The sequence below is a fragment of the Paraburkholderia sp. J41 genome (assembly GCF_905220235.1).
In the GTDB taxonomy this organism is placed as follows: Bacteria; Pseudomonadota; Gammaproteobacteria; order Burkholderiales; family Burkholderiaceae; genus Paraburkholderia.
Genome location: NZ_CAJMZE010000036.1, coordinates 1 through 24297, shown reverse-complemented (window position 1 = coordinate 24297; position 24297 = coordinate 1). Strand labels below are relative to the sequence as shown.

The following is a 24297-nucleotide window of genomic DNA, read 5'->3' as shown; positions in this document are numbered from 1 at the left end:
CCCGTCGGCCTAAAATAGCCGGACGGCTAAAACAATGCGCCACGGCGCGCACGAACCGCAGAGGAGACAGCGAGCGCGTCCGCATGGACGCCGCCGCCCGACCAACGACATGCCCAGCGTCCTCGCTTCCCCCGCTTCATCCGCTCTCCCCGCTTCGGCCACGCCGGCGGCGCCGCAGCGCGCGCATCGCATCGCGCTCCTCTTCAACGCGAACAAGGTGTACGACCGCGAGATCATCGCGGGCATCGGTCACTATCTGCGCTCGACGCGCGTGGCGTGGGATCTGTTTCTCGAGGAGGATTTCCGCTGCCGGCTCGCGGGTATCGAGCGCTTCGAAGGCGACGGCATCATCGCCGATTTCGACGATCCCTCGGTAGCCGAAGCGCTGCGCGATTGCCCGCTGCCCGTGGTGGCCGTGGGGTCGTCGTTCGGCGATGCCGCGCACTATCCGCCCGATCTGCCCTATATCGCCACCGACAACCGCAAGCTGGTCTCGCTCGCGTGGACGCACCTGATCGGTGCGGGCCTGCCCCATCTTGCGATGTACAGCCTGCCCGTCGCACAGGAAAACCGCTGGGCGCAGGAGCGCGAACTCGCCTTCGAGGCGATCGGGCGCGAGGAAGGCGTGGCCGCGCCCATCTATCGCGGTCTCGCGACGAGCGCTTCCGCGTGGAATCAGGCCATCGAGCAGTTAAGCGAATGGCTGCACGCGCTGCCGAAACCCGTGGGCGTGATCGCCGTGACCGACGCGCGGGCGCGACATCTGCTACAGGCGTGTCTGATCCACGGCATCGCGGTGCCGGAGCAGGTCGCCATCATCGGCATCGACAACGATCCGCTCACGCGCACGCTCACCCGCATCCCGCTTTCTTCGGTGATCCAGGGAACGGAGGAAATGGGCAAGACGGCCGCGCACTTGCTGCACCAGATGCTGCGCGGTGCACGTTTTCCGGGACAACGCATTCTGGTTCCACCGGTCGGCATCAATGTGCTTGAATCGACGAAACATGAACCGCTCTCGAGCCCGCACGTCATGCGTGCGCGTCACTTCATCCGTCAATACGCATGCCAGGGCATCAAGACCGAGCAGGTGGCCGATTACGTCGGCGTGTCGCGTTCCTCGCTGGAAGAATATTTCCGGCGCGAACTCCGCTGCACGGTCCATCAGGAAATTCTGCGCCACAAGCTCGATGCCGCCCGGGCGATGCTCGCGAGCCGCGACGCGTCCAGCGCCGAAGTGGCAATCCGCTGCGGATTCACGTCGCTTCAGTACATGTATGCGGTGTTTCGGCGTGAACTCGATTGCACGCCGCGCGAGTATCAGGACAGCGTCGCCGGTGCGCCCGCTGCCGGGACGCCCGCTGCCGGGACGCCCGCCGCCGACGCGCGCGCCGATGCACCATAATGCCGGCTTCGACCGCCCAGCCATTCACGCACTCATCGCCTCATGAACAGTCTTGCTCATCTGTCTTCCGAACCGTGGGGCGCGCTGCCCGGCGGCGATCCCGTGCGCCTCCACACGCTGCGCAACGCGCAAGGCATGAAGGTCGGGATCAGCGATCTCGGCGCAACGCTGGTCTCGTGGCTCGCGCCCGACCGCGCGGGCCGGCTCGCCGAAATCCTGCTCGGTCACGACACGCCCGCCGGCTATCTCGCGGCCACGACCTACATGGGCGGCCTCATCGGGCGCTGGGCGAACCGCATCGCGCACGCGCGCTTCACGCTCGACGGCATCGACTATGCACTCGACCGCAATGAAAACGGCAATTTGCTGCATGGTGGTGCAAACGGGTTCCACCGCCAGCTCTGGCAGGTGGAAGAAGATCGCGGCTCGCTGTTGTTTCGGCTCGATTCGCCCGAAGGCGACGGCGGCTTTCCCGGCAACGTGAGCGTCCAGGTGCGCTACACGCTCGACGACGACGGCACGCTGACCATCGACTACGAAGGCGTGACCGACGCCCACACGGTGCTCAATCTCACGAGCCACGGCTACTTCAATCTCTCCGGCGAGCCCGACGCCGACATTCGCGGCCACGTGCTGACGATCGACGCGGACGCCTTCCTCGAAGTCGATCCTCAGATGATTCCCGTGCGCATCGCCGACGTTTCGGGCAGTGCATTCGATTTCCGTCACGGCGCCCCGCTCGGCGCGCGGCTCGACTGGCCCAACGCGCAACTCGAACGCGCGCGCGGCTTCGATCATTGCTACGTGCTGCGCGCGCCGGAAACAACGCCGGGCACGCTGCTGGCCACGGCGGGACGTTGGCCCGTGCGCACGGTCGCGCGCGTCTACGAGCCCGCCAGCGGGCGCGAACTCGCGGTCTCCACCGACCAGCGCGGCTTGCAGCTTTACACGGGGAATTATCTGGAGGGCCAGCCGGCGCGGCGCGGCGCGCCGTGCGTGCGTCACGCGGGGCTGTGCCTCGAAGCGGGCGGCTTTCCGAACCAGATCAACATGGAAGCGCCCGCGTGTGAAGAAGTGGTGCTGCGGCCCGGCAAGACGTATTGCCAGACCACGCAATATCGCCTGAGCGTGCTCGCCTGACACGCGACACCGGAAATCGAATGCATGCATGACGCGGGCGAAGCGCGGTCAGCACCGCCCGCATGCACTTTTCAGCCGCTTAACCCGAACTCGTGCGCTCAGGCGTACTGATACACGCCACGGCCGGTCTTGCGGCCGAGCTGACCGGCAGCGACCATTTCGCGCAGCAGCGGACATGCACGATATTTCGAGTCGCCGAAGTCCTTGAGAAACACGTCCATCACGGACAGGCAAACGTCGAGGCCGATCAGGTCGGCCAGCGCGAGCGGCCCGATCGGATGATTCGCGCCCAGTTTCATGCCCGCGTCGATTTCCTCGGCGCTCGCGACCCCTTCGGCCAGCACGAAGAACGCTTCGTTGATCATCGGCACGAGAATGCGGTTCACGACGAAGCCCGGCGCGTTTTTCACCGCGATCGGCGTCTTGTCGAGCCGTTGCGCGAGGTCGCGCACCGCCTGCGACACCTCGGCGCGCGTTTGCAGTCCGCTGATCACTTCGACGAGCGGCATCATCGGCACAGGATTGAAGAAGTGCATGCCGATGAAGCGCGACGGATCGGCAAGCGTGGTGGCGAGCGCGGTGATCGAGATCGACGACGTATTCGAGGCGATGATGGCGTCGGGGCGCGCGGCGGCTTCGATCTGCTTGAGGATGCGCGTTTTCAGCTCGACGTTTTCCGTGGCGGCTTCGATCACGAGGTCCGCGCCCGAAAGGCGCTGGTAATCGGTCGTGGTTGCGATGCGGCCGAGCGCGGCGTCGCGCGCGCCGGCTTCCAGCTTGCCTTTCGAGACGAGCCGCTCGAGGCTGTGCGTCAGCGTGGCGACGCCTTTTTGCAGCGCCGCGTCGGTCACGTCGATCATCACCGCCTTAAGTCCCGCCACGGCCACGGCTTGTGCAATGCCGTTGCCCATGGTGCCCGCGCCCACGATCCCCACTGTTTCGATTGCCATGCCTGCTCCTCGCTCCTTGTCCGCGACGCCGGCGTGCCGCCTATGAAAAGAAATGCCGGTCATGCAGCGCCATGCGTGGTGCGCTGCATCAAGCGCTGTAGTGTAGCGGTTGCACAGCAGGAAGCCCAAGCCGTGCGACGGGGGGTAGCAGCATGATAGTGCCGGTGCATGCGGACGGTGCGGGATGCAGCAAAGTGCCTGCAAAGTGCCTGAACGGCACCCGGCGTTCAGCCGCCGATCCGGCCGAATTCGATCGCGGTGCGCGTGTAGAAAAGTTCGATGCCGCTCGTGCCGAGCGTGACGAGCAGCGCGTCGATGGTGGGCGCGTCGGCGACGATCAGCACCACGGCGGGCTCGTCGGCGAGATCGAAAAAGTGGGCGGCGTGCAGCTTGCCGTGCGTATCGAGACCTTCATAGCCTTCGAGTACCGTGACGCCGGGCGCGCCTTGCGCCTGGGCGGCTTCCAGAATCCACGCAACCGCCGATTGATGTCCTTTCTTTTGCTTGCGGCTCGTGTAGACGGTGAGTTGACTGCCTGCGGCCATATGAACTCCCATGCAGTTCCGCATGCCGCACGACGGGCGGCATGCAAAAAAATACTAGCATGCGGCCCGTCTGCACCCGCGTCCTAGAAGTTGTATTGCAGATAGATTTCGCTGAAATTCAGGCCCGGATTCGGCCGCTTGATGTCCGCGTTCGAAATATGCTGGAAGCGAAAGCCCGCCTGATAGTTCGCATGCTCGCCGAACTGTGCGCCCACGCCAACCATGTCGGCAAACTGGAACGACGAAGACATGGTGCGGAACGGCGTCTGCCGTACGTGCGAGAGCAGGCGCACGCCAACGCCGGCTTCGAAGAACGGACGGAACCAGCCGGCGTCCTTGACGATGCGGAACACCGGCGTCGCGCCGAACTCCCAGGTGTTCGCGTAGATCGCGTTCGGATCGTCGAGCTTCCAGTACGCGACGTGGGCTTCGCCGACCACGGTGAAGTGATAGCCGGCGAAGTGCCACCACTGAAGGCCCGGGTCCCAGACAAGCCCGAAGTCGAGCTTCTTGACGTCGTTGTCCGCCACGCCCGGCGCGATTTGAACGCCCCATGTGTCCGCGTGCGCGCTCGCCGCTCCGAACGCGCTTAGCGCGACGAGCGCCCCCCGCACGAGATGAGCCCGCCAGACCGACTTTCCTTGTGTCATGTAAATCCCCGATACGGATGATCCGGCATGAAACGGCAAAAGCGACGGCGCCGTGCGCGTGGACGACCGTTGCCAGGGCATGCCGTCGCGCGGCCCGCGCAACGTTCGCGGCCGCCATGCCTCACATCGATTTGCTGATTCGAATCGCGCCGTGCGGCCGGCCCCCATTTGCCGGACTCACTGCGCGGGGCTCAAAACTACCGCTCAAAACCATCGGTTCCCACGGCGAATAAACCGCCGCAGATGCAATGGATCGCCGACTTGATTGCATCGGTTCGCCAACAGCAATTTTCGTGCGCCGCTTTTTAATCGCTGCCACGCTCGCCCGGAAACGAACCGATAAGCCGCGACTCATTACGCGTGTTACGTCATTGCGCCATTGCATAAAAGAAAAACCGAAACGCACGGCAACGCCGCTGCAATTCCGCACTGCAACGTTCACAAATATTTCGTGCGCGTTTGAAACCGGAGTGTAGCCGCGAACTCGTGAGCCTGCTCGCGAGCCGGCAAGACCGCATCGGCTGGAAACGCCCGTCATATGGACTTCCTGACTGATGGCTTTCAATCCGGCGGGCGTGATGCGCGGCCTCGCGTAAGCGAAATAGCCAAATCGCTTTTAAAAACGGAATAACCGCGGGGATTCGCTTTGCCGCTTATTCTTTTGGCGTGAATTACCGGCGGCCATTCAACCGGCATTAGCGCGAATCGAATGAACAATGCACGCGTACCGGCGAAGAACGGCTACACGCGGACCGCGTGTTACGTGACATGCGGGCGGTGAAAATCAAGCGCGAAAAAACAAAAGCCGCAACCTGCGTTGCGGCCTCAAGAAAAGCGTGACGTTGGCAGCGCGCGGCTGCCGCGTTGCAAACGAAGCCGGTCAGCGCTCCGCGCGCGCGCCGCTCTGGCGCGCGGGCAACCCGGGCAAACGCTTGACGAAGCCCGTTGCGAGCGCGGTGCCGATGAGAATCGCCACGCACGCCTCGGCCATGCCGACCGAAACGCGCTCGCCCAGAAAGAGCGCGCCCCACAGAATGCCGAAGATGGGAATCACGAACGTAACCGTGATCGCGCGTGCCGGGCCGATCGACGCGATCAAGCGGAAGAACAGCAGGTACGCGACGCCCGTGCATGCCACGCCGAGCGCGAGCACCGCGCCCCACGCGTGAACCGAAATGGCGGTGGCAGGCCAAGCGGCAACCGCGAACGGCGCAAGCACGAGCGTTGCGGCGCTCATGGTGCCGGCGGCCACCATGAGCGGATCGACGCCCGTGAGGTGACGCTTGGTGTAGCTCGCCGCCACGCCGTAGAGCGCCGAGGCGAGAAGTGCAGCCAATGCGGCGAGCGCGGCCGAAGCGGTGGACGCGCCGTCGCCCGCATGCGTTGCGACCTGATCCCAGACGAGCGCGACGACGCCCGCGAAACCGATCACCAGTCCCGCCACGCGCAAGCCACTCAAGCGGTCCTTGAGCCATACGTAAGCGACCACGGCGCCCCAGAGCGGCGTCGTGGCGTTGATGACGGACGTCACGCCCGCGGAAAGCGTCAGCTCGGCCCACGCGAACAGGCAGAACGGCGCCGCGGAATTGAGAATGCCGACGACGAGCAGCGGCCACGCGCGCGCACGCAACGCGCCGAATGCTTCGCGCGGGGGACGCCGCGAAAACAGCACGATCAAGAGAAACGTCGCGCCGATCCCCACGCGCAACGCCATCAACGGCGCCACGCCGAAGTCGGTCACGCCGACGCGGATGAAGAGAAATGACCCGCCCCAGAGGGCGGCCAGAAAGACGAGTTGCGCGAGTTCGATCGGATTCATGGGGATGGCGCTTTGAAGCGCTCGCAGGACGAAGGCGGCCGGGCTCGGACGCGTGAACGTCATTCGTGCTGCGAACGCGGTGGTACGGATATCGTAAGGCGTGCAACGCTTGCCGTATAACGAAGGATTCTCACCGATATGTGAGAAAAATTAACAGCCGGATCTTGCGGTCCGGTTCGACGGTCGGTGACGGCGAGCGCGGCGCCTTGCTGCCGCCTGCAAAACAACGGCCTCCGCCCTTCTCTCGCCGCCCCTTAAATTGCGCGAATTCTTCCCGACGTATTTAGGACAATTGCAGAATGCGTCTGCGTATATCAGAACCTCGGCCTTAACGAACGTCATAGGCGCACCGTCTTTTGATGCCGCTCAGAGGCTTGTCTCGACTTACGCGTTTCAATAGCGAGTCCTACCTCACGAAAGGCCTCACCATGAAGAAGAGACTTGCATTCGCGGCTTCGCTCATTGCCTTTGCGGCCGCTTCCGTGCATGCGGAAGACGCATTGAAGATCGACGATCTGAGCGCAACGGTTTATACGGGCGAAGCGTCGGAATCGGCTTCCGGCTATATCAGCGGCACGGCAACGAACACGACCAACGACACGATTCGAAGCGCGACCATCGCAATCAATCTGCTCGACGCGAACGGCACGATCGTGGGTACGACGTCGGCAACGGCAAACGGTATCGGTCCGATGCAGCAATGGAAGTTTCGCGCAGTGACTTCGCGGCCGTATCAGCGCGCCGTGGTAGCTTCGGTCAGCACGTCGTAGGTGGCTTTTCGGCCGGGTTCGTCGTCCCGCGTGCAGTCGAGTTCCCGCTCAACGAGCCACGGGAAACATTCAAAACCGGAGCACGCAAAGAAAAAACCCGCGTAATCTTTCGATTACGCGGGTTTTAATCTGGTCGGGGCGAGAGGATTTGAACCTCCGACCACCTGCACCCCATGCAGGTACGCTACCAGGCTGCGCTACGCCCCGAGAGCTAGAGAGTATAACAGACAGTTTCTCTAATTAGAACCGCTTCGAACGGAATTCCTCAACAAGCGCGTCGTGACCCGTTCAAGTCACTCAACTCATCGCGAACGATTCGATGCCGCGCTCAACGGCCAAGCAGATCGATCACATGCAGCAGTTCCTTGCGCAGTTGATCGACATTCACTAGCGCCGTCGTGCTTTCCACACCCGCTGCCGCGGCCGCCTCCGTTTGCGCGGCCTCTTCCACCATCGCGCCATGCGAGTCCAAACGATTGCGCGCGCCGTTGATCGTGAAGCCCTGTTCGTAGAGCAACTCGCGAATACGGCGAATCAGCAGAACCTCGTGATGCTGGTAATAGCGACGATTGCCGCGCCGCTTCACCGGCTTCAACTGCGTGAACTCCTGCTCCCAATAACGCAGCACATGGGGCTTCACGCCGCACAGTTCGCTCACTTCGCCAATGGTGAAGTAGCGCTTGGCGGGAATCGGAGGCAAGACGACCTTTTCGATTGTCGATGTCATCGCCGGGTTGCCGTCGTGGTGGTTGCGCAATGAGGCGTCGCCGCCTGGGTCCAAGAAGTTCGCTCGTTCAGCTCATACGATGCACGCTCGCCATCATCCTGCCACCGGCGCGAGCGCGCACGCACGGAACGTCAGCGCGGAAAGCTTGCTTCGGCGCCGCTTTCCACCAGCGCCTTCAATTTCTGGCTTGCATGGAACGTGACGACGCGGCGCGCGGCGATGGGAATCGCCTCGCCCGTTTTCGGATTGCGGCCGGGGCGCTGCGGCTTGTCGCGCAACTGAAAATTGCCGAAGCCGGAGAGCTTCACGCTGTCGCCGCTTTCGAGTGCGTCGCGAATCACTTCGAAGAAGGCTTCGACCATATCCTTCGCCTCGCGCTTGTTCAAGCCGACGTTGTCGAACAGCAGCTCGGCGAGTTCGGCTTTGGTCAGCGTGGGCGTGTCGTTCGTGGCGCTTGCCGACGAGGCAGGAATGTCGCGAATCATGGCGCTACGCTGTGCCGCAAGAAGGGCTTCGAAATCACTCGAGTTCATTTCGTTCATCTATCTATGAAATGGCGCGCTTCCGGTTGCTTGCAGTGGCATGCACGCTCGCAAACCGGAAGCCGATGTCGGTACGTGATGAGCCGGGGAGCTTATCCGCGCAGCCGGGCGCCAAATACTCGAGCCAGGCGATCCACCAGGGACTTGATGGCCGCATCGACCGTCTCGTCCTGAAGCGTTCCGCCAGTATCTTGCAGGGTCACCCGGAAGGCAAGGCTTTTCTCGTCCGCGCCAAGTCCGGAAGTATTTGATTTTGCACGAAATTCATCGAAAAGCGCAACCCTCTGCACAATCCGTGCAGGCTCGTCCTGCATCCCCTTGCGGAACTCGTCGAGCAGTGCTTGCACTTCGATCTTTTGATCGACGACAAGCGCGATGTCGCGGCGCACCGGCGGAAATTTCGAGACTTCGGCCGGCATGGGCAGATCGCGCGCCATCAACGCGTCGGCATCGACTTCGAAAAGAATCGGCGCATGCGGCAGATCATATTTCTGCATCCAGCGCGGATGCAGTTCGCCGATCCAGCCCACGGCGCGGCCTTCGACTTCCACGCGCGCGCTGCGTCCCGGATGCAGCGCCGGATGTTCGGCCTTCACGAAACGCGGAGTTTTCGCAACGCCGAGACCCGCGAACATCGCTTCGAGGTCGCCCTTGACGTCGAAGAAGTCCACGCCGCGTGCGGGCGCGCCCCACTGCTCCTCGAGCGCGGGACCGTAGGCAAGCGCGCCGATCATCTTCGGCTGCGCGAAGCCTTCCACGGCCATCTCACCCGCCTTGATCGCGGGATCGTGCAGGAACACGCGGCCCGCCTCGAATACGCGCACGCGGTCGGCGCGACGGTTGAGGTTGTGGCGCAGCACGTTGATGAGGCTGCCGAACAGCGTCGTGCGCATGACCGAAAGCTGGCTCGCGATCGGGTTCAACAGCTTCACCGGATTCGCATTGCCCGCGAGGTCCTGCTCCCATTCGGCATCGACGAAGCTGAAGTTGATCGTCTCCGCATAGTCGCGCGCGGCGAGCGCATGACGAATCGCGTGGATCGAACGGCGCGTTTCGTGGGTCGCGCGCATTTCGCTGCGCGCGACCGGCGGCAGCGCGGGAATCTTTTCGAAGCCGTAAATACGCGCGACTTCCTCGATCAGGTCTTCCTCGATCTCGATGTCGAAGCGATACGGCGGCGGCGTCACGCTGAACGATTCCTCGCCCGCCTCGTTCACGCCACGCTCGAACGTCAAACCCAGACGCGTGAAAATCTGCGCGATCTCGTCGCCGCCAATCGTCACGCCGATGATGCGGTTCGCGCGCGCGACGCGCATCGTCACCGGCTCGCGCTCGGGCACGTTCACCGTTTGATCGTCGATCGGGCCGGCCGCGCCGCCGCAAATATCGAGAATCAGTTGCGTGATGCGCTCGATATGCTCGACGGTCGTCGACCAATCCACGCCGCGCTCGAAACGATGGCCCGCATCGGTCGAGAAGTTGTAGCGGCGCGAGCGGCCGCGAATCGCGTCCGGCCACCAGAAGGCCGCTTCGAGATAGATGTTGGTGGTGTCGAGCGTGACGGCCGTGCTGTCGCCGCCCATGATGCCCGCGAGGCTTTCGATCTCGCGGTCGTCGGCGATCACGCCCACGGTTTCGTCGACCTCCACCGTGTTGCCGTTGAGCAGCTTGAGCGATTCGCCCTTCTTGCCCCAGCGCACGTCCATCGAACCGTGGATCTTGTCGAGATCGAACACGTGCGACGGGCGGCCCAGCTCGAGCATCACGTAATTCGAGATGTCGACGAGCGCGGAGATGCTGCGCTGGCCCGAACGTTCGAGGCGCTCGACCATCCACGCCGGTGTTTTCGCGCGCGCGTTCACGCCGCGAATCACGCGGCCCGAGAAACGGCCGCACAAATCGGGCGCCGAAATCTTCACGGGCAACCGCGCGCCGGCGCCGTCGAGCTTGACTTCGACCGCGGGATAGACAGGCGCCTGCAACGGCGCGCCCGTGATCGCGGCGGTTTCGCGCGCGACGCCATAGACCGAAAGGCAGTCGGCCTTGTTCGGCGTGAGCTTGATTTCGAAAACGGTGTCGTCGAGGTTGAGCGCCTCGCGAATGTCCTGACCGACGGGCGTGTCTTCCGCGAGAATCATCAGGCCGCTGTGATCTTCGGAAAGCTTGAGTTCGCGCGCCGAGCACAGCATGCCCTGGCTTTCCACGCCGCGCAGCTTCGAGAGCTTGATCGCGTACGGCTTGCCGCCTTCCTCGGGCGGCGGCAGTTCGGCGCCCACGAGCGCCACCGGCACCTTGATGCCGGGCGCGACGTTGGGCGCGCCGCACACGATTTGCAGCGTCGCGCCCGTGCCCGCATCGACCTGACACACGTTGAGCTTGTCCGCGTCCGGGTGCTTGACGACTTCAAGCACGCGGCCAACGACGATCTTCGTGGTAGGCGGCGCGGCCGGGCTCAGGCCTTCGACTTCGAGACCGGCCATCGTGAGCGCATGGGCCAGTTCATCGGTCGTGAGCTTCGGATCGACAAAGCTTCTCAGCCAGGATTCGGGGAATAGCATTTGGTTTTACGTTCCAGACAGATTGTGACCGTCGCGAAGGCGGGTTCTCGCGCACTCGAGGAAGTGCCGCGTCCGCCTCGCGCTCTGCAAGCGACGTTGCCGCTGCGGCGTCGCTTCGATTACGCGAACTGGCGCAAAAAGCGCAGGTCGCCCTCGAAGAACAGACGCAAGTCCTGCACGCCGTAGCGCAGCATCGTGAGGCGCTCGAGGCCGCTGCCGAACGCGAAGCCGATATAGCGCTCCGGGTCGAGGCCCATGTTGCGGATCACGGTCGGATGCACCTGGCCCGAGCCCGAGATTTCGAGCCACTTGCCCGCGTTCTTGCCGTGCTCGAACATCATGTCGATTTCCGCCGACGGCTCCGTGAACGGGAAGTAGGACGGACGGAAGCGCACCTGGATGTCGTCGCGCTCGAAGAACTTCTTGAGAAAGTCGGTGTAGACGCCCTTCAGATCGGCAAAGCTGATGTTCTCTTCGATCCACAGGCCTTCGACCTGGTTGAACATCGGCGAGTGCGTGGCGTCGCTGTCCACGCGATACGTGCGGCCCGGCACGATCACCTTGATCGGCGGCGTGTGCGTGCGCGCGTAGCGCACCTGCATCGGGCTCGTGTGCGTGCGCAGCAGCAGTTGACGGCCGTCGGCGTCCTTGCCGTCCACGTAGAACGTGTCCTGCATAGAGCGCGCCGGATGGTTTTCCGGGCTGTTGAGCGAGGTGAAGTTGTACCAGTCGGTTTCGATCTCGGGACCATCGGCCACGTCGAAGCCGATCGAGCCGAAAATCTGCTCGACGCGTTCCCAGGTTTGCATCACCGGATGCAGGCTGCCCGTGCCGGCGCCGCGGCCCGGCAGCGTGACGTCGATCGCCTCGGCGGCGAGACGCTGGTTCAGCAGCGCGTCGGCCAGCGCCTGGCGGCGCGCGTTAAGCGCGGCTTCGACCTGCTGCTTGGCGGCGTTGATGCGCGCGCCTTCGGTCTTGCGCGTTTCGGGGTCGAGCTTGCCGAGCCCCTTGAGCAGCTCGGTCAGCGCGCCGGACTTGCCGAGAAAGCGCGCTTTTTCGTTTTCAAGCGTGTTGACGTCGGAGGCGGAAGCGAAGGCGCGTTGCGCGTCGGTGACAATCTGGTCCAGATCCATTGATCCCATCTTTTCAGCGTCGGAGTTTGAGACTTGGGGCAGCGCTGCGCGTTACGGTCCGTCATGCTCGAACACGGCGATGACGGCGTGAAGGCAGCGTTGCGAAGCGGCGCAGGAAGCGTCACTACCAACAAAAACGGGGCTCGGTGAGGAGCCCCGTTTTTGTTGCAGCATCACCGAAACGACCGGAATGTCTGCTGCAACGAACCTGCGCAATACCTATGCTGACGCTTAGGCAGCGACGGCGGCCTTCACCTGCTTGACGATCGCAGCAAATGCAGCCTTGTCGAACACAGCCATGTCAGCCAGAACCTTGCGGTCGAGTTCGATCGAAGCCTTCTTCAGGCCGTTGATGAACACGCTGTAGGTCATGTCGTGCTGACGCACCGCCGCGTTGATACGCGTGATCCACAGTGCGCGGAACACACGCTTCTTGTTGCGGCGATCGCGGTAGGCGTACTGGCCCGCGCGCATGACCGCCTGCTTGGCGATGCGATAGACGTTATTGCGACGGCCGCGGTAACCCTTGGCCAGGTTGATGATTTTCTTGTGGCGGGCCCGTGCGGTAACCCCACGTTTGACTCGAGGCATGTTTCGCTCCTATGAGTATCGGTTGAGGGTTACGCGAACGGCAGCATTGCGCGCACGGAGTTCAGATCGGAATCATGAACAGCCGTTGCACCGCGCAGATGGCGCTTGTTCTTGGTGGTCTTCTTGGTCAGGATGTGACGCTTGAAGGCTTGACCGCGCTTGACGGTACCGCCCGGACGAACCACGAAGCGCTTCGCAGCGCTTTTCTTGGTCTTCATCTTCGGCATGACGACAACTCCATTATTTGATGGACATGGGTGTGCGGTTGGCGCGGCGCTTTCACGCGTTGCCCGAACTCCGCCCTTCGAAACCCACTCCACTTGTTTTGGCGACTGGCTGCTCCAAAAAGGCAAGCTCGCCGCCGCTTTCAGGAAAAACGCCCGTTTGCCGCACTGTTCGTGCGACGCGCGGGCGCCGTTCCGGAACCTGCATCCCGCCTTGCCCGCCGCGATAACGGCGCGGCCGGCAAGGCGTATTCATACTGCGATCGGGGTACTACGATCGGGTACTGCCAAGGCGCCGCGCATTTAGGCCACGCGGCATGCCTTTACTTCTTTTTCTTCGGCGAGAGCACCATGATCATCTGGCGCCCTTCCATCTTTGGCATCTGCTCGACCTGACCGACTTCTTCGAGGTCGGTGCGCAGACGCTCGAGCATGCGCATGCCGATTTCCTGGTGAGCCATTTCGCGGCCCCGGAAACGCAACGTGATCTTCGTTTTGTCGCCTTCCTCGAGGAAGCGGACGAGGTTGCGCAGCTTGACGTTGTAATCGCCGTCATCGGTGCCCGGGCGGAATTTGACTTCCTTGACCTGGATGACCTTCTGCTTGAGCTTGGCCTCGTGCTGCTTCTTCGACTCCTGGTACTTGAACTTGCCGTAATCCATCAAGCGGCACACGGGCGGCACGGCTTGCGGAGCAATTTCAACCAGATCGACGTCCTGCTGTTCCGACATGCGGAACGCATCGGCCAGCTTTACGATGCCGAGCGGCTCATTCTCGATTCCGACGAGACGCACCTCGGGTGCAGTGATTTCACCGTTGATGCGATGCGACTTATCCGTAGCGATGTTACGTTTCCTCTAAAAATTAAAAAAACGAGCCGCGCTGCCAGGTGGCTTACTTGAACGTTCTGACGTCCTGCGCCAGACGCTCAGCAAATGCGTCGACGGGCATGACACCCAGATCGACGCCGCCACGGGCACGCACGGCTACCGTTTGTGCTTCACGCTCCTTGTCGCCGACGACAAGCAGGTACGGGACCTTCTCAAGCGTGTGCTCACGTATTTTATAGCTAATTTTCTCATTGCGCAAATCAGCCGACACTCTAACCCCTTGTTTTTGCAACGATTGGACCAGATTTGCCGCGTATTCGGCCTGACTTTCCGCGATATTCATCACAACGACCTGCTCCGGCGCGAGCCAGGAAGGCATCGCGCCCGCATGGTGCTCGATCAGAATACCGAGAAAACGCTCCATCGAGCCGAGAATCGCGCGATGCAGCATGATCGGGCGGCGACGGCTGTTGTCCTCGCTCACATATTCGGCGCCAAGGCGCTCCGGCAGCACCATGTCGAGTTGCAGCGTGCCGCACTGCCACGAGCGGCCCAGCGCGTCCTTGATGTGGTACTCGACCTTCGGCCCGTAGAACGCGCCTTCGCCCGGCAGTTCTTCCCACTGCACGCCGCAGGCCGTCAGCGCGTCGCGCAGACCCTGCTCGGCGCGATCCCACGTTTCATCCGTGCCGGCACGCGAATCGGGGCGCAGCGACAGCTTGATGTCGATGTGATCGAATCCGAAATCCTTGTAGACGCTCATCGCCAGCGTGTTGAAGGCGATCGACTCGCTGATGAACTGGTCTTCGGTACAGAAAATGTGGGCGTCGTCCTGGACGAAGCCGCGCACGCGCATCAAACCGTGCAGCGCGCCCGACGCCTCGTTGCGGTGGCACGAGCCGAATTCCGCGTAACGCAGCGGCAGGTCGCGGTACGAGCGCAGGCCGTGGTTGAACACCTGGACGTGGCCCGGGCAGTTCATCGGCTTGATCGCATAGTCGCGCTTTTCCGACTCCGTCGTGAACATGTTTTCACGATAGTTCTGCCAGTGACCCGACGCTTCCCACAGCGAGCGGTCCATGATCATCGGCGTCTTGATTTCGTCGTAGCCCACTTCGCGCAGGCGACCGCGCATGTACTGCTCGACCTGCTGCCAGAGCGTCCAGCCCTTCGGGTGCCAGAACACCATGCCCGGCGACTCGTCCTGCATGTGGAACAGATCGAGCTGCTTGCCGAGCTTGCGGTGGTCGCGCTTTTCGGCCTCCTCGAGCATGTGGAGGTACTGGTCCTGATCTTCCTTCTTCGTCCAGGCCGTGCCGTAAATGCGCTGCAACTGCTCGTTCTTCGCGTCGCCGCGCCAGTACGCGCCCGCGACCTTCATCAACTTGAAGACCTTGAGCTTGCCCGTGGACGGCACGTGCGGACCGCGGCACAGATCCGTGAAACCGCCGTGCGAGTACAGCTTGATTTCCTCGGCACCCGGAATCGACTCGATGATCTCGGCCTTGTACTTCTCGCCGATGCTCTTGAAATAGTCGACCGCCTCGCCGCGCGAAACCACCCGTCGCGTCACCGGTTCGTCCTTCTTCGAGAGCTCCTGCATGCGCTTTTCGATCTTTTCGAGATCTTCCGGCGTGAAAGGACGGCTGTAGGCGAAGTCGTAGTAGAAACCGTTGTCGATAACCGGTCCGATCGTGACCTGCGCTTCGGGGTAAAGCTCTTTCACCGCGTACGCGAGCAAGTGCGCCGTGGAGTGACGGATGATGTCGAGACCGTCGGCGTCCTTGTCCGTGACGATGGCGAGCGATGCGTCGCGGTCGATCAGCGTCGACGTATCGACCAGTTCGCCGTCGAGCTTGCCGCCCAACGCCGCCTTGGCGAGGCCGGGGCCGATCGAGGCCGCCACCTCGGCAACCGTGACGGGATGATCGTACTGTCGAACCGAACCGTCGGGCAGACGTATCGCAACCATGTTTTTCTCCAAAGGTGCCTTGCGGGCACATCCAATGTTCTGTGAGGACAGACCCGCGCCGAAAGCTCGCGGCGAAAAAAAATGCGGCCCCGCTTTCGAGGGGCCGCATTCACTTTTCAAACCAGACTGCAGGGGCGAAAGAGGTCCTCGACTAGCGTCGCTCCGAAGTGATTTCGGTCAACGTTCGCGGTGCCATAACCGTATCGCCGTAAATTCGCCTTGCGGCGTTTCCTGCATTTGAAGCCCCGGCAACGCCCGGACCTCGATTTCGTTGGTAGGCTCGATTGGACTCGAACCAACGACCCCCACCATGTCAAGGTGGTGCTCTAACCAGCTGAGCTACGAGCCTAGAGAAAGAAGATTATGACCGATGCCACGGCGCTTGGCAAGCATTTTTTGCGCTGCGGCATAAAGCGATGCAAACGAAGCCATGCGGAAGGCAACACGGCATACGCTCAGCCCCGGCGCGACGCCCGCACCACGCCCGCCACTTCGCCCAGCAGCACGCACGCGCGCTGGATTTGCGCCGAATTCGACACTTCCACGGTGAACTGCATGAACGCCGTGTTGCGCCGCGACTGCGACTTCACGCCGATCACGTTCATTTTTTCGCGCGCAAACACTTCGGAGATGTCGCGCAGCAAGCCCTGACGGTCGGCGGCCTCGATCGCGATATCGACTGGATACACCGATTGCCCGCGCCCGCCCATCACGTCGGCGGACCAGGTCGTGTGCAGCACGCGCTCGGGCGAACGACGCGCCATGCGCATGAACGTCGGGCAGTCGCTGCGGTGAATCGACATGCCCTTGCCGCGCGTGATGAAACCGCTGATGTCGTCGGGCGGCGCCGGGCGGCAGCAGCGCGCGAGTTGCGTGAGCAGCGCGTCCACGCCCACGACCAGCACGCCCGACGAACCGCCGTGCGCGACGTTCGCGCCGCTCGCCCGCTTCGTGATCTGCTCGGGCGTCTCCTCTTCGGGTTCGGCGGCGCTCGCGTCGTGCAGCGCGTGCTCCACGTTGCGCAGGCTGAACTCTTCCTTGCCGACCACGCTGAAGAGATCGTCGGGCGTCTTGAAACCGAGCTTTGCCGCGAGCTGGTCGAGATTGACCGACGTGCGCCCTTCGCGCTGGAGCGTTTTTTCGACCATCGCGCGGCCGTTCGCGATATTTTCCTGCGCGTCGATCGCGTTGAACCACGCGCGCACTTTCTGCCGCGCGCGCGGGCTATGAAGATAACCGAGCTGCGGATTGAGCCAGTCGCGCGACGGACCGCCCTCCTTCACCGAGACGATCTCCACCGTCTGGCCGTTGCGCAACTGCGTGTTGAGCGGCACCATCGCGCCGTCCACGCGCGCGCCGCGGCAACGATGGCCGAGTTCGCTGTGCAGGTGATACGCGAAGTCGAGCGGCGTCGCGCCTTGCGGCAGCGCGATCACGCGCGCCTGCGGCGTGAGCACGTAGATGTGGTCGTCGTCGAGCGTGGTCTGACGCAGTTGCTCCCACGGCTGCGGGCCGTCCGCCACGTCGTCTTTCCACGCAAGCAACTGGCGCAGCCATGCGATCTTCTCGTCATAGGTGCTGCTCGCGCTGAACTGCCCGCCATAGCCCTTCGCGCCCGCTTCCTTGTAGCGCCAGTGCGCCGCCACGCCGTATTCCGCGAACTGATGCATTTCCTGCGTGCGAATCTGCACTTCGAACGCGCGGCCGTCGTCGCCGACCACGACCGTGTGGAGCGAACGATAGCCGTTGGGCTTCGGGCGCGAAATATAGTCGTCGAACTCGCGCGGCACCGGCTGCCAGAGGTTATGCACGATGCCGAGCACCGTGTAGCAGTCCTTGATGTCGGGCACGATTACGCGAAACGCGCGCACGTCGTACAGTTCGGAAAAGTCGATATCCTTGCCGCGCATCTTTTTCCAGATGCTGTAGATATGCTTGGGCCGACCGCTCACCTCGGCGTCGATATGCGCCGCCGCCAGTTCGCTCTGCAAGCGCGCGATGGCCTCGGCCACGTAGGTTTCGCGCTCCGCGCGCTTCTCGTCGAGCAGCTTCGCGATGCGCTTGTAAGTAACCGGCTCCTCGAAGCGGAACGCCAGATCCTCCAGCTCCCACTTCAACTGCCAGATGCCGAGCCGGTTCGCGAGCGGCGCGTAAATTTCGAGCGATTCGCGCGCGATCTCGGGCGCGGGCGTCACCTTCGCGGCCGCGTAATAGCGCAGCGACTGCAAGCGCGACGCGAGCCGGATCAACACCACTCGAATGTCCTGCGCAAACGCAAGCAGCATCTTGCGCAGCGCTTCGACCTGGGCGCGCCGGGCGGCCTGCGCGTCGCGGCTTTCGCGACCGGTTTCCGCCGTGGACTGCTGCGCCGCGCGCAGGCTCACGGTGCCGAGGCGCAGCAGCTTGCGCACATCGAGCACGAGCCGCGCGACTTCCGCGCCGAAGCGCGCTTCGATCGTCGCCTCGGGATTGTCGAGATGCGGCACAAGATTGAAAAGCGCCGCCGCCAGCACCGCGGGCGGATCGACATTGAGCCGGCTCACAAGCGCCGCCGTGCCCTGCGCGTGCTCGACCAGCGGCTCGCCCGTGGACAGGCGCGCGTCGCCCGCGTGCTCGCGCACGAACGCCAACGCGTCGTCGAGCGACGGCAACGCGGCAAGGCCGGCGGGGGCCTCGGCCGGTAAAGGCGAAGCGGAAGGTACGGTGTCGCTACTCATGAGACCATGCCCGCCGGCGCACCGGACAGGCGACAACAAACCAGACAGGACGGCCAACCGGAACGGTTGCGCCGCATGCGCGAATCGCGCGCCCGACTACGCTCAATGCGCTTAATCGCGCTGCGCGGCTACCACGACGATCTCGACGAGACATTCCGGATTGGCGAGCTTCGCTTCGACGGTTGCGCGCGGCGGCGTCGCGCCTTGCGCCACCCACTTGTCCCATTCGGCGTTCATGCCGGGGAAATCCTTCATCTCGGCGATGTAGATCTGCACCGAAAGCAGCAGCGATTTGTCGCTGTTCGCTTCGCCGAGCAGGCGGTCGATATGGCCGAGCACTTCGCGCGTCTGACCGGCGATGTCCTGCTTCGTGTCCTCGGCGATCTGGCCCGCCAGATAGACGGTGCCGTTGTGGATCGCGGTTTCCGAAAGACGCGGACCGACGTGGTGACGGATGACTGCCATGAGCATTCCTGTTCAGAAATTTGACGATACGGGCCGTTTCCCGAGCCGGCGTCGATCCGCGCAACTGGCGCCAACCTCCCACGCCACCTGTCACGCATCAACGCCACGGAATATGCCGCCCAATCTCATATTATGACCCGCGAGAGGGCATCCCGTCGAAGAAACGGCGTGCGATCGCAATCTGGTCGGCGGCAAGAAAGGCCGGCGCGTGCCCGACGCCTTCGATTTCCACGCTCGATACGTCGCGCCCGGTCTCGACCATCTTGGCGACCGTTTCCCGGGAAAGCAGATCGGAAAGCGCGCCGCGCACGACGAGCAGCGGCCCCGGAAATGCCGCGAACGAGCGCCACAGGAATTTTTCGCCCTCTTCGTTCTGCTCGGGCGTAACGGCCCTGAACGGCTCCGCGATGCGCGGATCATAGCGATAGCGCCATTGCCCGTCGACTTCATGGAGCAGCGGCGTGTTGATTTCGCGCCAATCGCCCGCGCTGAGCGGCCCGAACGACGCGGCAAGTTGCGCCGCGTTGTCGATGCCGTCCTGAAGCGTGGCGAACCGCTCGTCGCGCCCGACGTATTGGCCGATGCGCGCGAGCGACGCCGGCTCGATATGCGGCCCGATGTCGTTGAGCAGCATGCGGCGGACCGGCGTGCCCGGCAAGCCGCCGAGCGCCATGCCGATCAAGCCGCCCATCGACGTGCCGAACCAGTCCACCTGCTCGACGTTCAGACGCGCGATCAGCGTCACCATGTCGGCGACGTATTGCGCGACGCCATAGCCGCGCGGATCGGCAAGCCACGCCGAGAGGCCGCGCCCCGCCACGTCCGGGCACACCACGCGGTAATCGCCCGCCATTTCCGCGGCAAAACGATCGAAGTCGCGCCCCGAGCGCGTGAGCCCATGCACGCAGACGAGCACGCGCGGATTGGCCGGATCGCCCCACTCGGTGTAGGCGATGCGATGCAATCCCGAAGGACTCAGGCACTGCACATGGTGTTGGCGCGGCGTGGCAGTCGTGTCGGTCATCGCTGGGTCCTCGCTGAAAAGACGCGTTGCTTCAAGACATTCCGTTCGACCGATTGTAAACGGCTTTATCGCGCCGCATCGGCCGTAACGCCCTCGGCAACCGGCCGGCGAAACCGCCTCAAACGGCGCTTCGGCATACGGCGGCGGCCTCGCCGCGCCCCTGTGCCTGGCCGACCGGCATAGACCGTTCTGCCGAGGTTTCAAGCGCCCGCCAACGCGCAACAATGCGACATCCCCGACTCAACCCAAAAACGAAACGGGCGAGACCGAAGTCCCGCCCGCCTGGATCATGCCGATACTGCTACGACGCTCAGCTCACCGTGCTCACATCGAGCGGCGCGCCGGTCTTCGTCTTGATTTCGTCCACCGTCACGCCAGGTGCGAGTTCGGTCACTTTCAGACCCGCGTCGCTCACTTCGATCACGCCGAGGTCGGTGATGATCAGATCGACCACGCCCACGCCCGTGAGCGGCAGCGTGCATGCTTCGAGAATCTTGTGCTGGTCGCCCTTCGCCACGTGCTCCATGAGCACGACCACGCGCTTGACGCCCGCAACGAGATCCATCGCGCCGCCCATGCCCTTGATCATCTTGCCCGGAATCATCCAGTTGGCGAGATCGCCCTTCTCGCTCACCTGCATCGCACCGAGGATGGCGAGATTGATGTGGCCGCCGCGAATCATCGCGAACGAATCCGCCGAGGAAAAGATCGACGAACCCGGCAGCGTGGTCACGGTCTGCTTGCCGGCGTTGATCATGTCGGCGTCCACCTGATCCTCGGTCGGGAACGGGCCGATGCCGAGCAGGCCGTTTTCCGATTGCAGCCATACTTCCACGCCTTCGGGCACATGGTTCGCCACGAGCGTGGGCAGACCGATGCCGAGGTTCACGTAGAAGCCGTCCTGGAGTTCCTTCGCCGCGCGCGCGGCCATTTCGTCACGATTCCATGCCATGGTCGGTCTCCCTGTTCAGTTGGCCGCTGCGTTGCCCGACCCAGCGCGCACGGTGCGTTGTTCGATGCGTTTTTCCGGCTGCGCGTTGAGCACGATGCGCTGCACGAAGATGCCCGGCGTATGCACCGAATCCGGGTCGAGTTCGCCGTTCTCGACGATCTCCTCGACCTCGACCACCGTGATCTTGCCGGCCATCGCGCACATCGGATTGAAGTTGCGCGCCGTGCGGCGATAGACCAGGTTGCCCGATTTATCGGCTTTCCACGCCTTCACGAGCGCCACGTCGGCCGTGAGCGAGTGCTCCAGCACGTAGTGGTTCTCGCCGAACTGGCGCGTTTCCTTGCCCTCGGCGATCAGCGTGCCGAAACCGGTGTTCGTGAAGAACGCCGGAATGCCCGAGCCGCCCGCGCGCAGCTTTTCGGCGAGCGTGCCTTGCGGCGTGAATTCAAGTTCGAGTTCGCCCGAAAGATACTGGCGCTCGAACTCCTTGTTCTCGCCCACGTACGACGAAATCATTTTCTTGATCTGGCGCGTTTCCAGCAGCAGGCCGAGCCCGAAGCCATCCACGCCCGCGTTGTTGCTGATGCAGGTGATGCCCTTCACGCCCGAATCGCGCAGCGCGCCGATCAGCGCCTCCGGAATGCCGCACAGCCCGAAGCCGCCGACCGCGAAAGTCTGTCCGTCCTTGACGATGCCTTCGAGCGCGGCCGCGGCGCTTTTGTAGACCTTGTTCATCAGTGTGTCCCTTCCTCGAATGGAAATCCGCCGATCCGGTGTGGCACGCGGACGTCGAGCGCGCCCGGAAGCCTCATTCTAGTCATGCGCCGGAGGCGTTGCCGTGAAGCCGGCAGCCCGGCCGGGCCACGCGCGCAAAGCCAGAACTCCCCGCGCGCGCGACCCTCCGATGGGTGCAAAGCGTACGCTGGCCGCCTGTTGCGGCACAATACGCAAAACTACATAAAGCAATACCCGCACAGCCCCATGGCCGCTCCAACTCAACCCCGCGCACGCTCCGCCCTCGACTACCAGACCGCGTTCCATCTCGCGCCCATCGGGCTCGTGCTCGCGCGCGAGCGCATCATCGAAGACTGCAACGAGCAGGTCGCCGCCATTTTCCGCTGCGCGCGCGAATCGTTGATCGGCCGGTCGTTCCAGGTGCTGTATCCGTCGGCGGACGAATTCGAGCGCATCGGCACGCGCATTCCGCCCATCATGACCGCGCAAGGCAGTTACGCCGACGACCGCATCATGAAGCGCGCCGACGGCGACCTGTTCTGGTGCCACGTAACCGGCCGCTCGCTCGACCGCACCGCGCCGCACGCGGCCGGCGTCTGGACCTTCGAGGACCTGAGCGCGACGCGCCGCGTAGCCGTGGAACTCACGCCGCGCGAACGCGAGATCGCCGCGCAGCTCGTCACTGGCAAGACCAGCAAGCAGATCGGACGCATTCTCGACATCAGCTCGCGCACGGTAGACGTTTACCGCGCGCGCCTCATGCGCAAGTACGACACGGGCAACGCAACCGAATTGCTGCAACGGCTGCTCGGGCAGTAAAGCGCGGCGGCATCGCCCGCTTCGCGCCACGCCATGCCGCACGTCAGCCGATGAACCGGCCGATCGGCCGCCTGGTCGATCGGCTGCTCAGTCGTTTAGTCGCTCGGTCGCTCGGTCGCTCAGTCGCTCAGCCAATGCGATCGGCCTTCACGAGACCGGCGTGTTCGAGCGTCTCGCGCAGCGTGCCGGGAATCGGCACCGACTTGCCGGCCGCGTAATCGATCCACACGCAGCGCGCGTTGCCGCGCGCATAGAGCGTGTCGGGTTCGTCGGCGCGGCGCAGCTCGAAACCGGTGTCGAAACTGCTGCGGCCCGGCTGACCCACCGTCATCGTGCACACAATGTCGCCCGGATAATGCAACTGCTTGAGGAATTCCATCGAAGCGTTGACGATCACCGGCCCCTGCCCGCCGCCGCTTTCGGAGGCCACGCCAAGGTGCTCGAACCAGGAAATGCGCACCTGCTCCATGTAGCGAAAGTACACGGTGTTGTTGACGTGGCCGAACGCGTCCATGTCGCCCCAGCGGATCGGCATGGTCATTTCGAATACGGGATGGTAATCACTCGTTGCATTCATTGCACTGCGACTTCTTCGTTGATGCGGTTGAACAGAATGCCGGTGCCGGCACGAACCCTCGCAAGCGCCGAACCGGCGCAATCACGCGAGCCCGAAACCGTCGTCGGCGGTGATGATCGAGCCGTTCATGAACGCCGACTCGTCGGCCGCGAGCAATAGCAGCAGGCCGTCGAGGTCGGCGGGCGTGCCCACGCGATGGCGCGGCAGCATCGAAACGAGCTTTTGCCCCTGGTCGGTCGACCAGTGGTGATGGTTGATCTCGGTGTCGATATAGCCGGGGCAGATGGCGTTCACATTGATGCCGTGCCGGCCCCATTCGAGCGCCATCGCCTTCGTCATGTGTACGACGGCAGCCTTGCTGATGGCGTATAGCCCAATTTGCGGCAGCACGCGCAGGCCCGCGACCGAAGCGATGTTGATGATGCGGTACGCGGGATTGGCGCCGCCGTTGCCGCGCATGATCATGCGTTTGGCCACTTCCTGCGCCACGAAAAATGCGCCGCGCGTGTTGGTGTCGAATACGTATTCGTAGTCGGCGGGCGTGACGTCGGCGAGCTTTTGCGTGGTCGAAACCCCCGAGTTATTGACGAGAATGTCGATCGTGCCCGCCTCGGTCTCCGCGTGCGCGACCGCCGAGCGAATGCTCTGATAGTCGGTCACGTCGAGCGAAACCACATGCGCCGCGCCGCCGTCGGCCTCGATTTCGGCGCGTAATTCCTTGAGCCGCTCCACGCGGCGGCTGGCCAGCACGACCTTCGCGCCGGCTTGCGAGAGCACCTGGGCGAAGCGCTTGCCAAGCCCGCTCGAGGCGCCCGTGATCATCGCGACCTTGCCTTCCAGATTAATCGAACGGCCCATTTCCGGTTCCTGTTGAATAGTCAAAAAGCGCCAGAACGCGGCGTGACAGCCAAGCCAAGCGGGGCGCGTAGAATAGCACGATCGTGCGATATACGCCCGCTGAGCCCGTTGGGTTGCGGCACGAGGAACGTTCCCCGACAATACGAACCCGAAAAAAGCATTCTAATGGCAAGAGGAGCTTTGATGACCCCCGCAAGTCTCTTGGAGCAATACGGTCCCCGCGAGTCGATGGAATACGACGTGGTGATCGTCGGCGGCGGCCCCGCCGGGCTGTCTGCGGCGATACGCCTGAAA

General features: G+C 63.4%; 25 protein-coding genes and 2 tRNA genes. 5 read left to right on the top strand and 22 right to left on the bottom strand.

What is annotated here, in order from left to right; genetic code table 11:
• Positions 1–109: 109 nt before the first annotated feature.
• Both U5805_RS26675 and U5805_RS26670 read left to right on the top strand, forming a co-directional pair.
• Complete coding sequence (locus tag U5805_RS26675) at positions 110–1405, top strand: DNA-binding transcriptional regulator (protein WP_322106507.1); 1296 nt, start codon at positions 110–112, stop codon at positions 1403–1405.
• 42 nt (positions 1406–1447) lie between these two features.
• Positions 1448–2545 carry an aldose epimerase family protein gene (locus tag U5805_RS26670; protein WP_322106506.1) on the top strand — a complete coding sequence of 366 codons (1098 nt, stop codon included), beginning with the start codon at positions 1448–1450 and terminating at the stop codon, positions 2543–2545.
• A gap of 98 nt (positions 2546–2643) precedes the next feature.
• Here U5805_RS26670 and U5805_RS26665 read toward each other — a convergent pair whose 3' ends face one another.
• The 5 genes from U5805_RS26665 to U5805_RS26645 all read right to left on the bottom strand — a co-directional run bounded on the left by U5805_RS26665 (position 2644) and on the right by U5805_RS26645 (position 6509).
• Positions 2644–3495 (bottom strand): 3-hydroxybutyryl-CoA dehydrogenase, encoded by an 852-nt coding sequence (locus tag U5805_RS26665; RefSeq protein WP_322106505.1) that lies wholly within the window; start codon positions 3493–3495, stop codon positions 2644–2646.
• Between the two features lie 227 nt (positions 3496–3722).
• The gene (locus tag U5805_RS26660) at positions 3723–4040 is read right to left on the bottom strand and encodes a DUF190 domain-containing protein (RefSeq protein ID WP_322106504.1); all 318 of its coding nucleotides are present in this window, start codon (positions 4038–4040) and stop codon (positions 3723–3725) included.
• An 83-nt stretch (positions 4041–4123) separates the two neighbouring features.
• The gene (locus tag U5805_RS26655; RefSeq protein ID WP_322106503.1) at positions 4124–4690 is read right to left on the bottom strand and encodes an acyloxyacyl hydrolase; all 567 of its coding nucleotides are present in this window, start codon (positions 4688–4690) and stop codon (positions 4124–4126) included.
• A 121-nt stretch (positions 4691–4811) separates the two neighbouring features.
• Positions 4812–5228 (bottom strand): hypothetical protein, encoded by a 417-nt coding sequence (locus U5805_RS26650; protein WP_322106502.1) that lies wholly within the window; start codon positions 5226–5228, stop codon positions 4812–4814.
• 342 nt (positions 5229–5570) lie between these two features.
• A complete protein-coding gene (locus U5805_RS26645) occupies positions 5571–6509 on the bottom strand; it encodes a DMT family transporter (protein WP_322106501.1) in 939 nt (312 codons plus the stop codon).
• A 428-nt stretch (positions 6510–6937) separates the two neighbouring features.
• Here U5805_RS26645 and U5805_RS26640 point away from each other — a divergent pair, with 428 nt between their 5' ends.
• Positions 6938–7279: an FxLYD domain-containing protein gene (locus U5805_RS26640; RefSeq protein WP_322106500.1), complete on the top strand. Its 342-nt coding sequence runs from the start codon at positions 6938–6940 to the stop codon at positions 7277–7279.
• 130 nt (positions 7280–7409) lie between these two features.
• Here U5805_RS26640 and U5805_RS26635 read toward each other — a convergent pair.
• The 15 genes from U5805_RS26635 to U5805_RS26565 all read right to left on the bottom strand — a co-directional run bounded on the left by U5805_RS26635 (position 7410) and on the right by U5805_RS26565 (position 21749).
• A tRNA-Pro gene (locus U5805_RS26635) sits at positions 7410–7486 on the bottom strand.
• A gap of 121 nt (positions 7487–7607) precedes the next feature.
• Complete coding sequence (locus tag U5805_RS26630; protein WP_322106499.1) at positions 7608–8006, bottom strand: MerR family transcriptional regulator; 399 nt, start codon at positions 8004–8006, stop codon at positions 7608–7610.
• A 131-nt stretch (positions 8007–8137) separates the two neighbouring features.
• A complete protein-coding gene (locus U5805_RS26625; protein ID WP_028204248.1) occupies positions 8138–8548 on the bottom strand; it encodes an integration host factor subunit alpha in 411 nt (136 codons plus the stop codon).
• Between the two features lie 92 nt (positions 8549–8640).
• The gene (pheT, locus tag U5805_RS26620) at positions 8641–11106 is read right to left on the bottom strand and encodes a phenylalanine--tRNA ligase subunit beta (protein ID WP_322106498.1); all 2466 of its coding nucleotides are present in this window, start codon (positions 11104–11106) and stop codon (positions 8641–8643) included.
• A gap of 119 nt (positions 11107–11225) precedes the next feature.
• Positions 11226–12239, bottom strand: coding sequence for a phenylalanine--tRNA ligase subunit alpha (pheS, locus tag U5805_RS26615; RefSeq protein ID WP_322106497.1), 1014 nt, complete (start codon positions 12237–12239; stop codon positions 11226–11228).
• Positions 12240–12470: 231 nt separating this feature from the next.
• Positions 12471–12830: a 50S ribosomal protein L20 gene (rplT, locus tag U5805_RS26610; RefSeq protein WP_004192938.1), complete on the bottom strand. Its 360-nt coding sequence runs from the start codon at positions 12828–12830 to the stop codon at positions 12471–12473.
• A 29-nt stretch (positions 12831–12859) separates the two neighbouring features.
• Positions 12860–13057 carry a 50S ribosomal protein L35 gene (gene rpmI, locus U5805_RS26605; protein ID WP_004191477.1) on the bottom strand — a complete coding sequence of 66 codons (198 nt, stop codon included), beginning with the start codon at positions 13055–13057 and terminating at the stop codon, positions 12860–12862.
• A gap of 320 nt (positions 13058–13377) precedes the next feature.
• Entirely contained in the window at positions 13378–13899 is a 522-nt protein-coding gene (infC, locus tag U5805_RS26600) for a translation initiation factor IF-3 (RefSeq protein ID WP_322106536.1), read from the bottom strand.
• Between the two features lie 49 nt (positions 13900–13948).
• Positions 13949–15856, bottom strand: a complete 1908-nt coding sequence (gene thrS / locus U5805_RS26595; protein WP_322106496.1) for a threonine--tRNA ligase — start codon at positions 15854–15856, stop codon at positions 13949–13951.
• A gap of 272 nt (positions 15857–16128) precedes the next feature.
• A tRNA-Val gene (locus tag U5805_RS26590) sits at positions 16129–16205 on the bottom strand.
• A 106-nt stretch (positions 16206–16311) separates the two neighbouring features.
• Positions 16312–18573, bottom strand: a complete 2262-nt coding sequence (locus U5805_RS26585; protein ID WP_322106495.1) for a bifunctional (p)ppGpp synthetase/guanosine-3',5'-bis(diphosphate) 3'-pyrophosphohydrolase — start codon at positions 18571–18573, stop codon at positions 16312–16314.
• A 111-nt stretch (positions 18574–18684) separates the two neighbouring features.
• Positions 18685–19038 (bottom strand): RidA family protein, encoded by a 354-nt coding sequence (locus tag U5805_RS26580; protein ID WP_112176741.1) that lies wholly within the window; start codon positions 19036–19038, stop codon positions 18685–18687.
• Positions 19039–19168: 130 nt separating this feature from the next.
• On the bottom strand, positions 19169–20062 hold the full coding sequence (locus tag U5805_RS26575; RefSeq protein WP_322106494.1) for an alpha/beta hydrolase: 894 nt from the start codon (positions 20060–20062) through the stop codon (positions 19169–19171).
• A gap of 310 nt (positions 20063–20372) precedes the next feature.
• Complete coding sequence (locus tag U5805_RS26570) at positions 20373–21014, bottom strand: CoA transferase subunit B (RefSeq protein ID WP_322106493.1); 642 nt, start codon at positions 21012–21014, stop codon at positions 20373–20375.
• Positions 21015–21029: 15 nt separating this feature from the next.
• Positions 21030–21749 carry a CoA transferase subunit A gene (locus U5805_RS26565; protein ID WP_322106492.1) on the bottom strand — a complete coding sequence of 240 codons (720 nt, stop codon included), beginning with the start codon at positions 21747–21749 and terminating at the stop codon, positions 21030–21032.
• Between the two features lie 246 nt (positions 21750–21995).
• Between U5805_RS26565 and U5805_RS26560 the strand changes: the two genes are divergently transcribed.
• Complete coding sequence (locus U5805_RS26560; protein ID WP_322106491.1) at positions 21996–22568, top strand: LuxR C-terminal-related transcriptional regulator; 573 nt, start codon at positions 21996–21998, stop codon at positions 22566–22568.
• A 127-nt stretch (positions 22569–22695) separates the two neighbouring features.
• Here the strand turns inward: U5805_RS26560 and U5805_RS26555 are convergent, their stop codons facing one another.
• Positions 22696–23145 (bottom strand): thioesterase family protein, encoded by a 450-nt coding sequence (locus tag U5805_RS26555; protein WP_322106490.1) that lies wholly within the window; start codon positions 23143–23145, stop codon positions 22696–22698.
• 81 nt (positions 23146–23226) lie between these two features.
• A complete protein-coding gene (locus tag U5805_RS26550) occupies positions 23227–24003 on the bottom strand; it encodes an SDR family oxidoreductase (protein ID WP_322106489.1) in 777 nt (258 codons plus the stop codon).
• Between the two features lie 183 nt (positions 24004–24186).
• On the opposite strand from U5805_RS26550, the gene U5805_RS26545 reads away from it, so the two are divergent.
• Positions 24187–24297, top strand: a 111-nt coding sequence (locus tag U5805_RS26545; protein WP_322106535.1) for an FAD-binding protein, incomplete at its 3' end; no start/stop codon positions are given.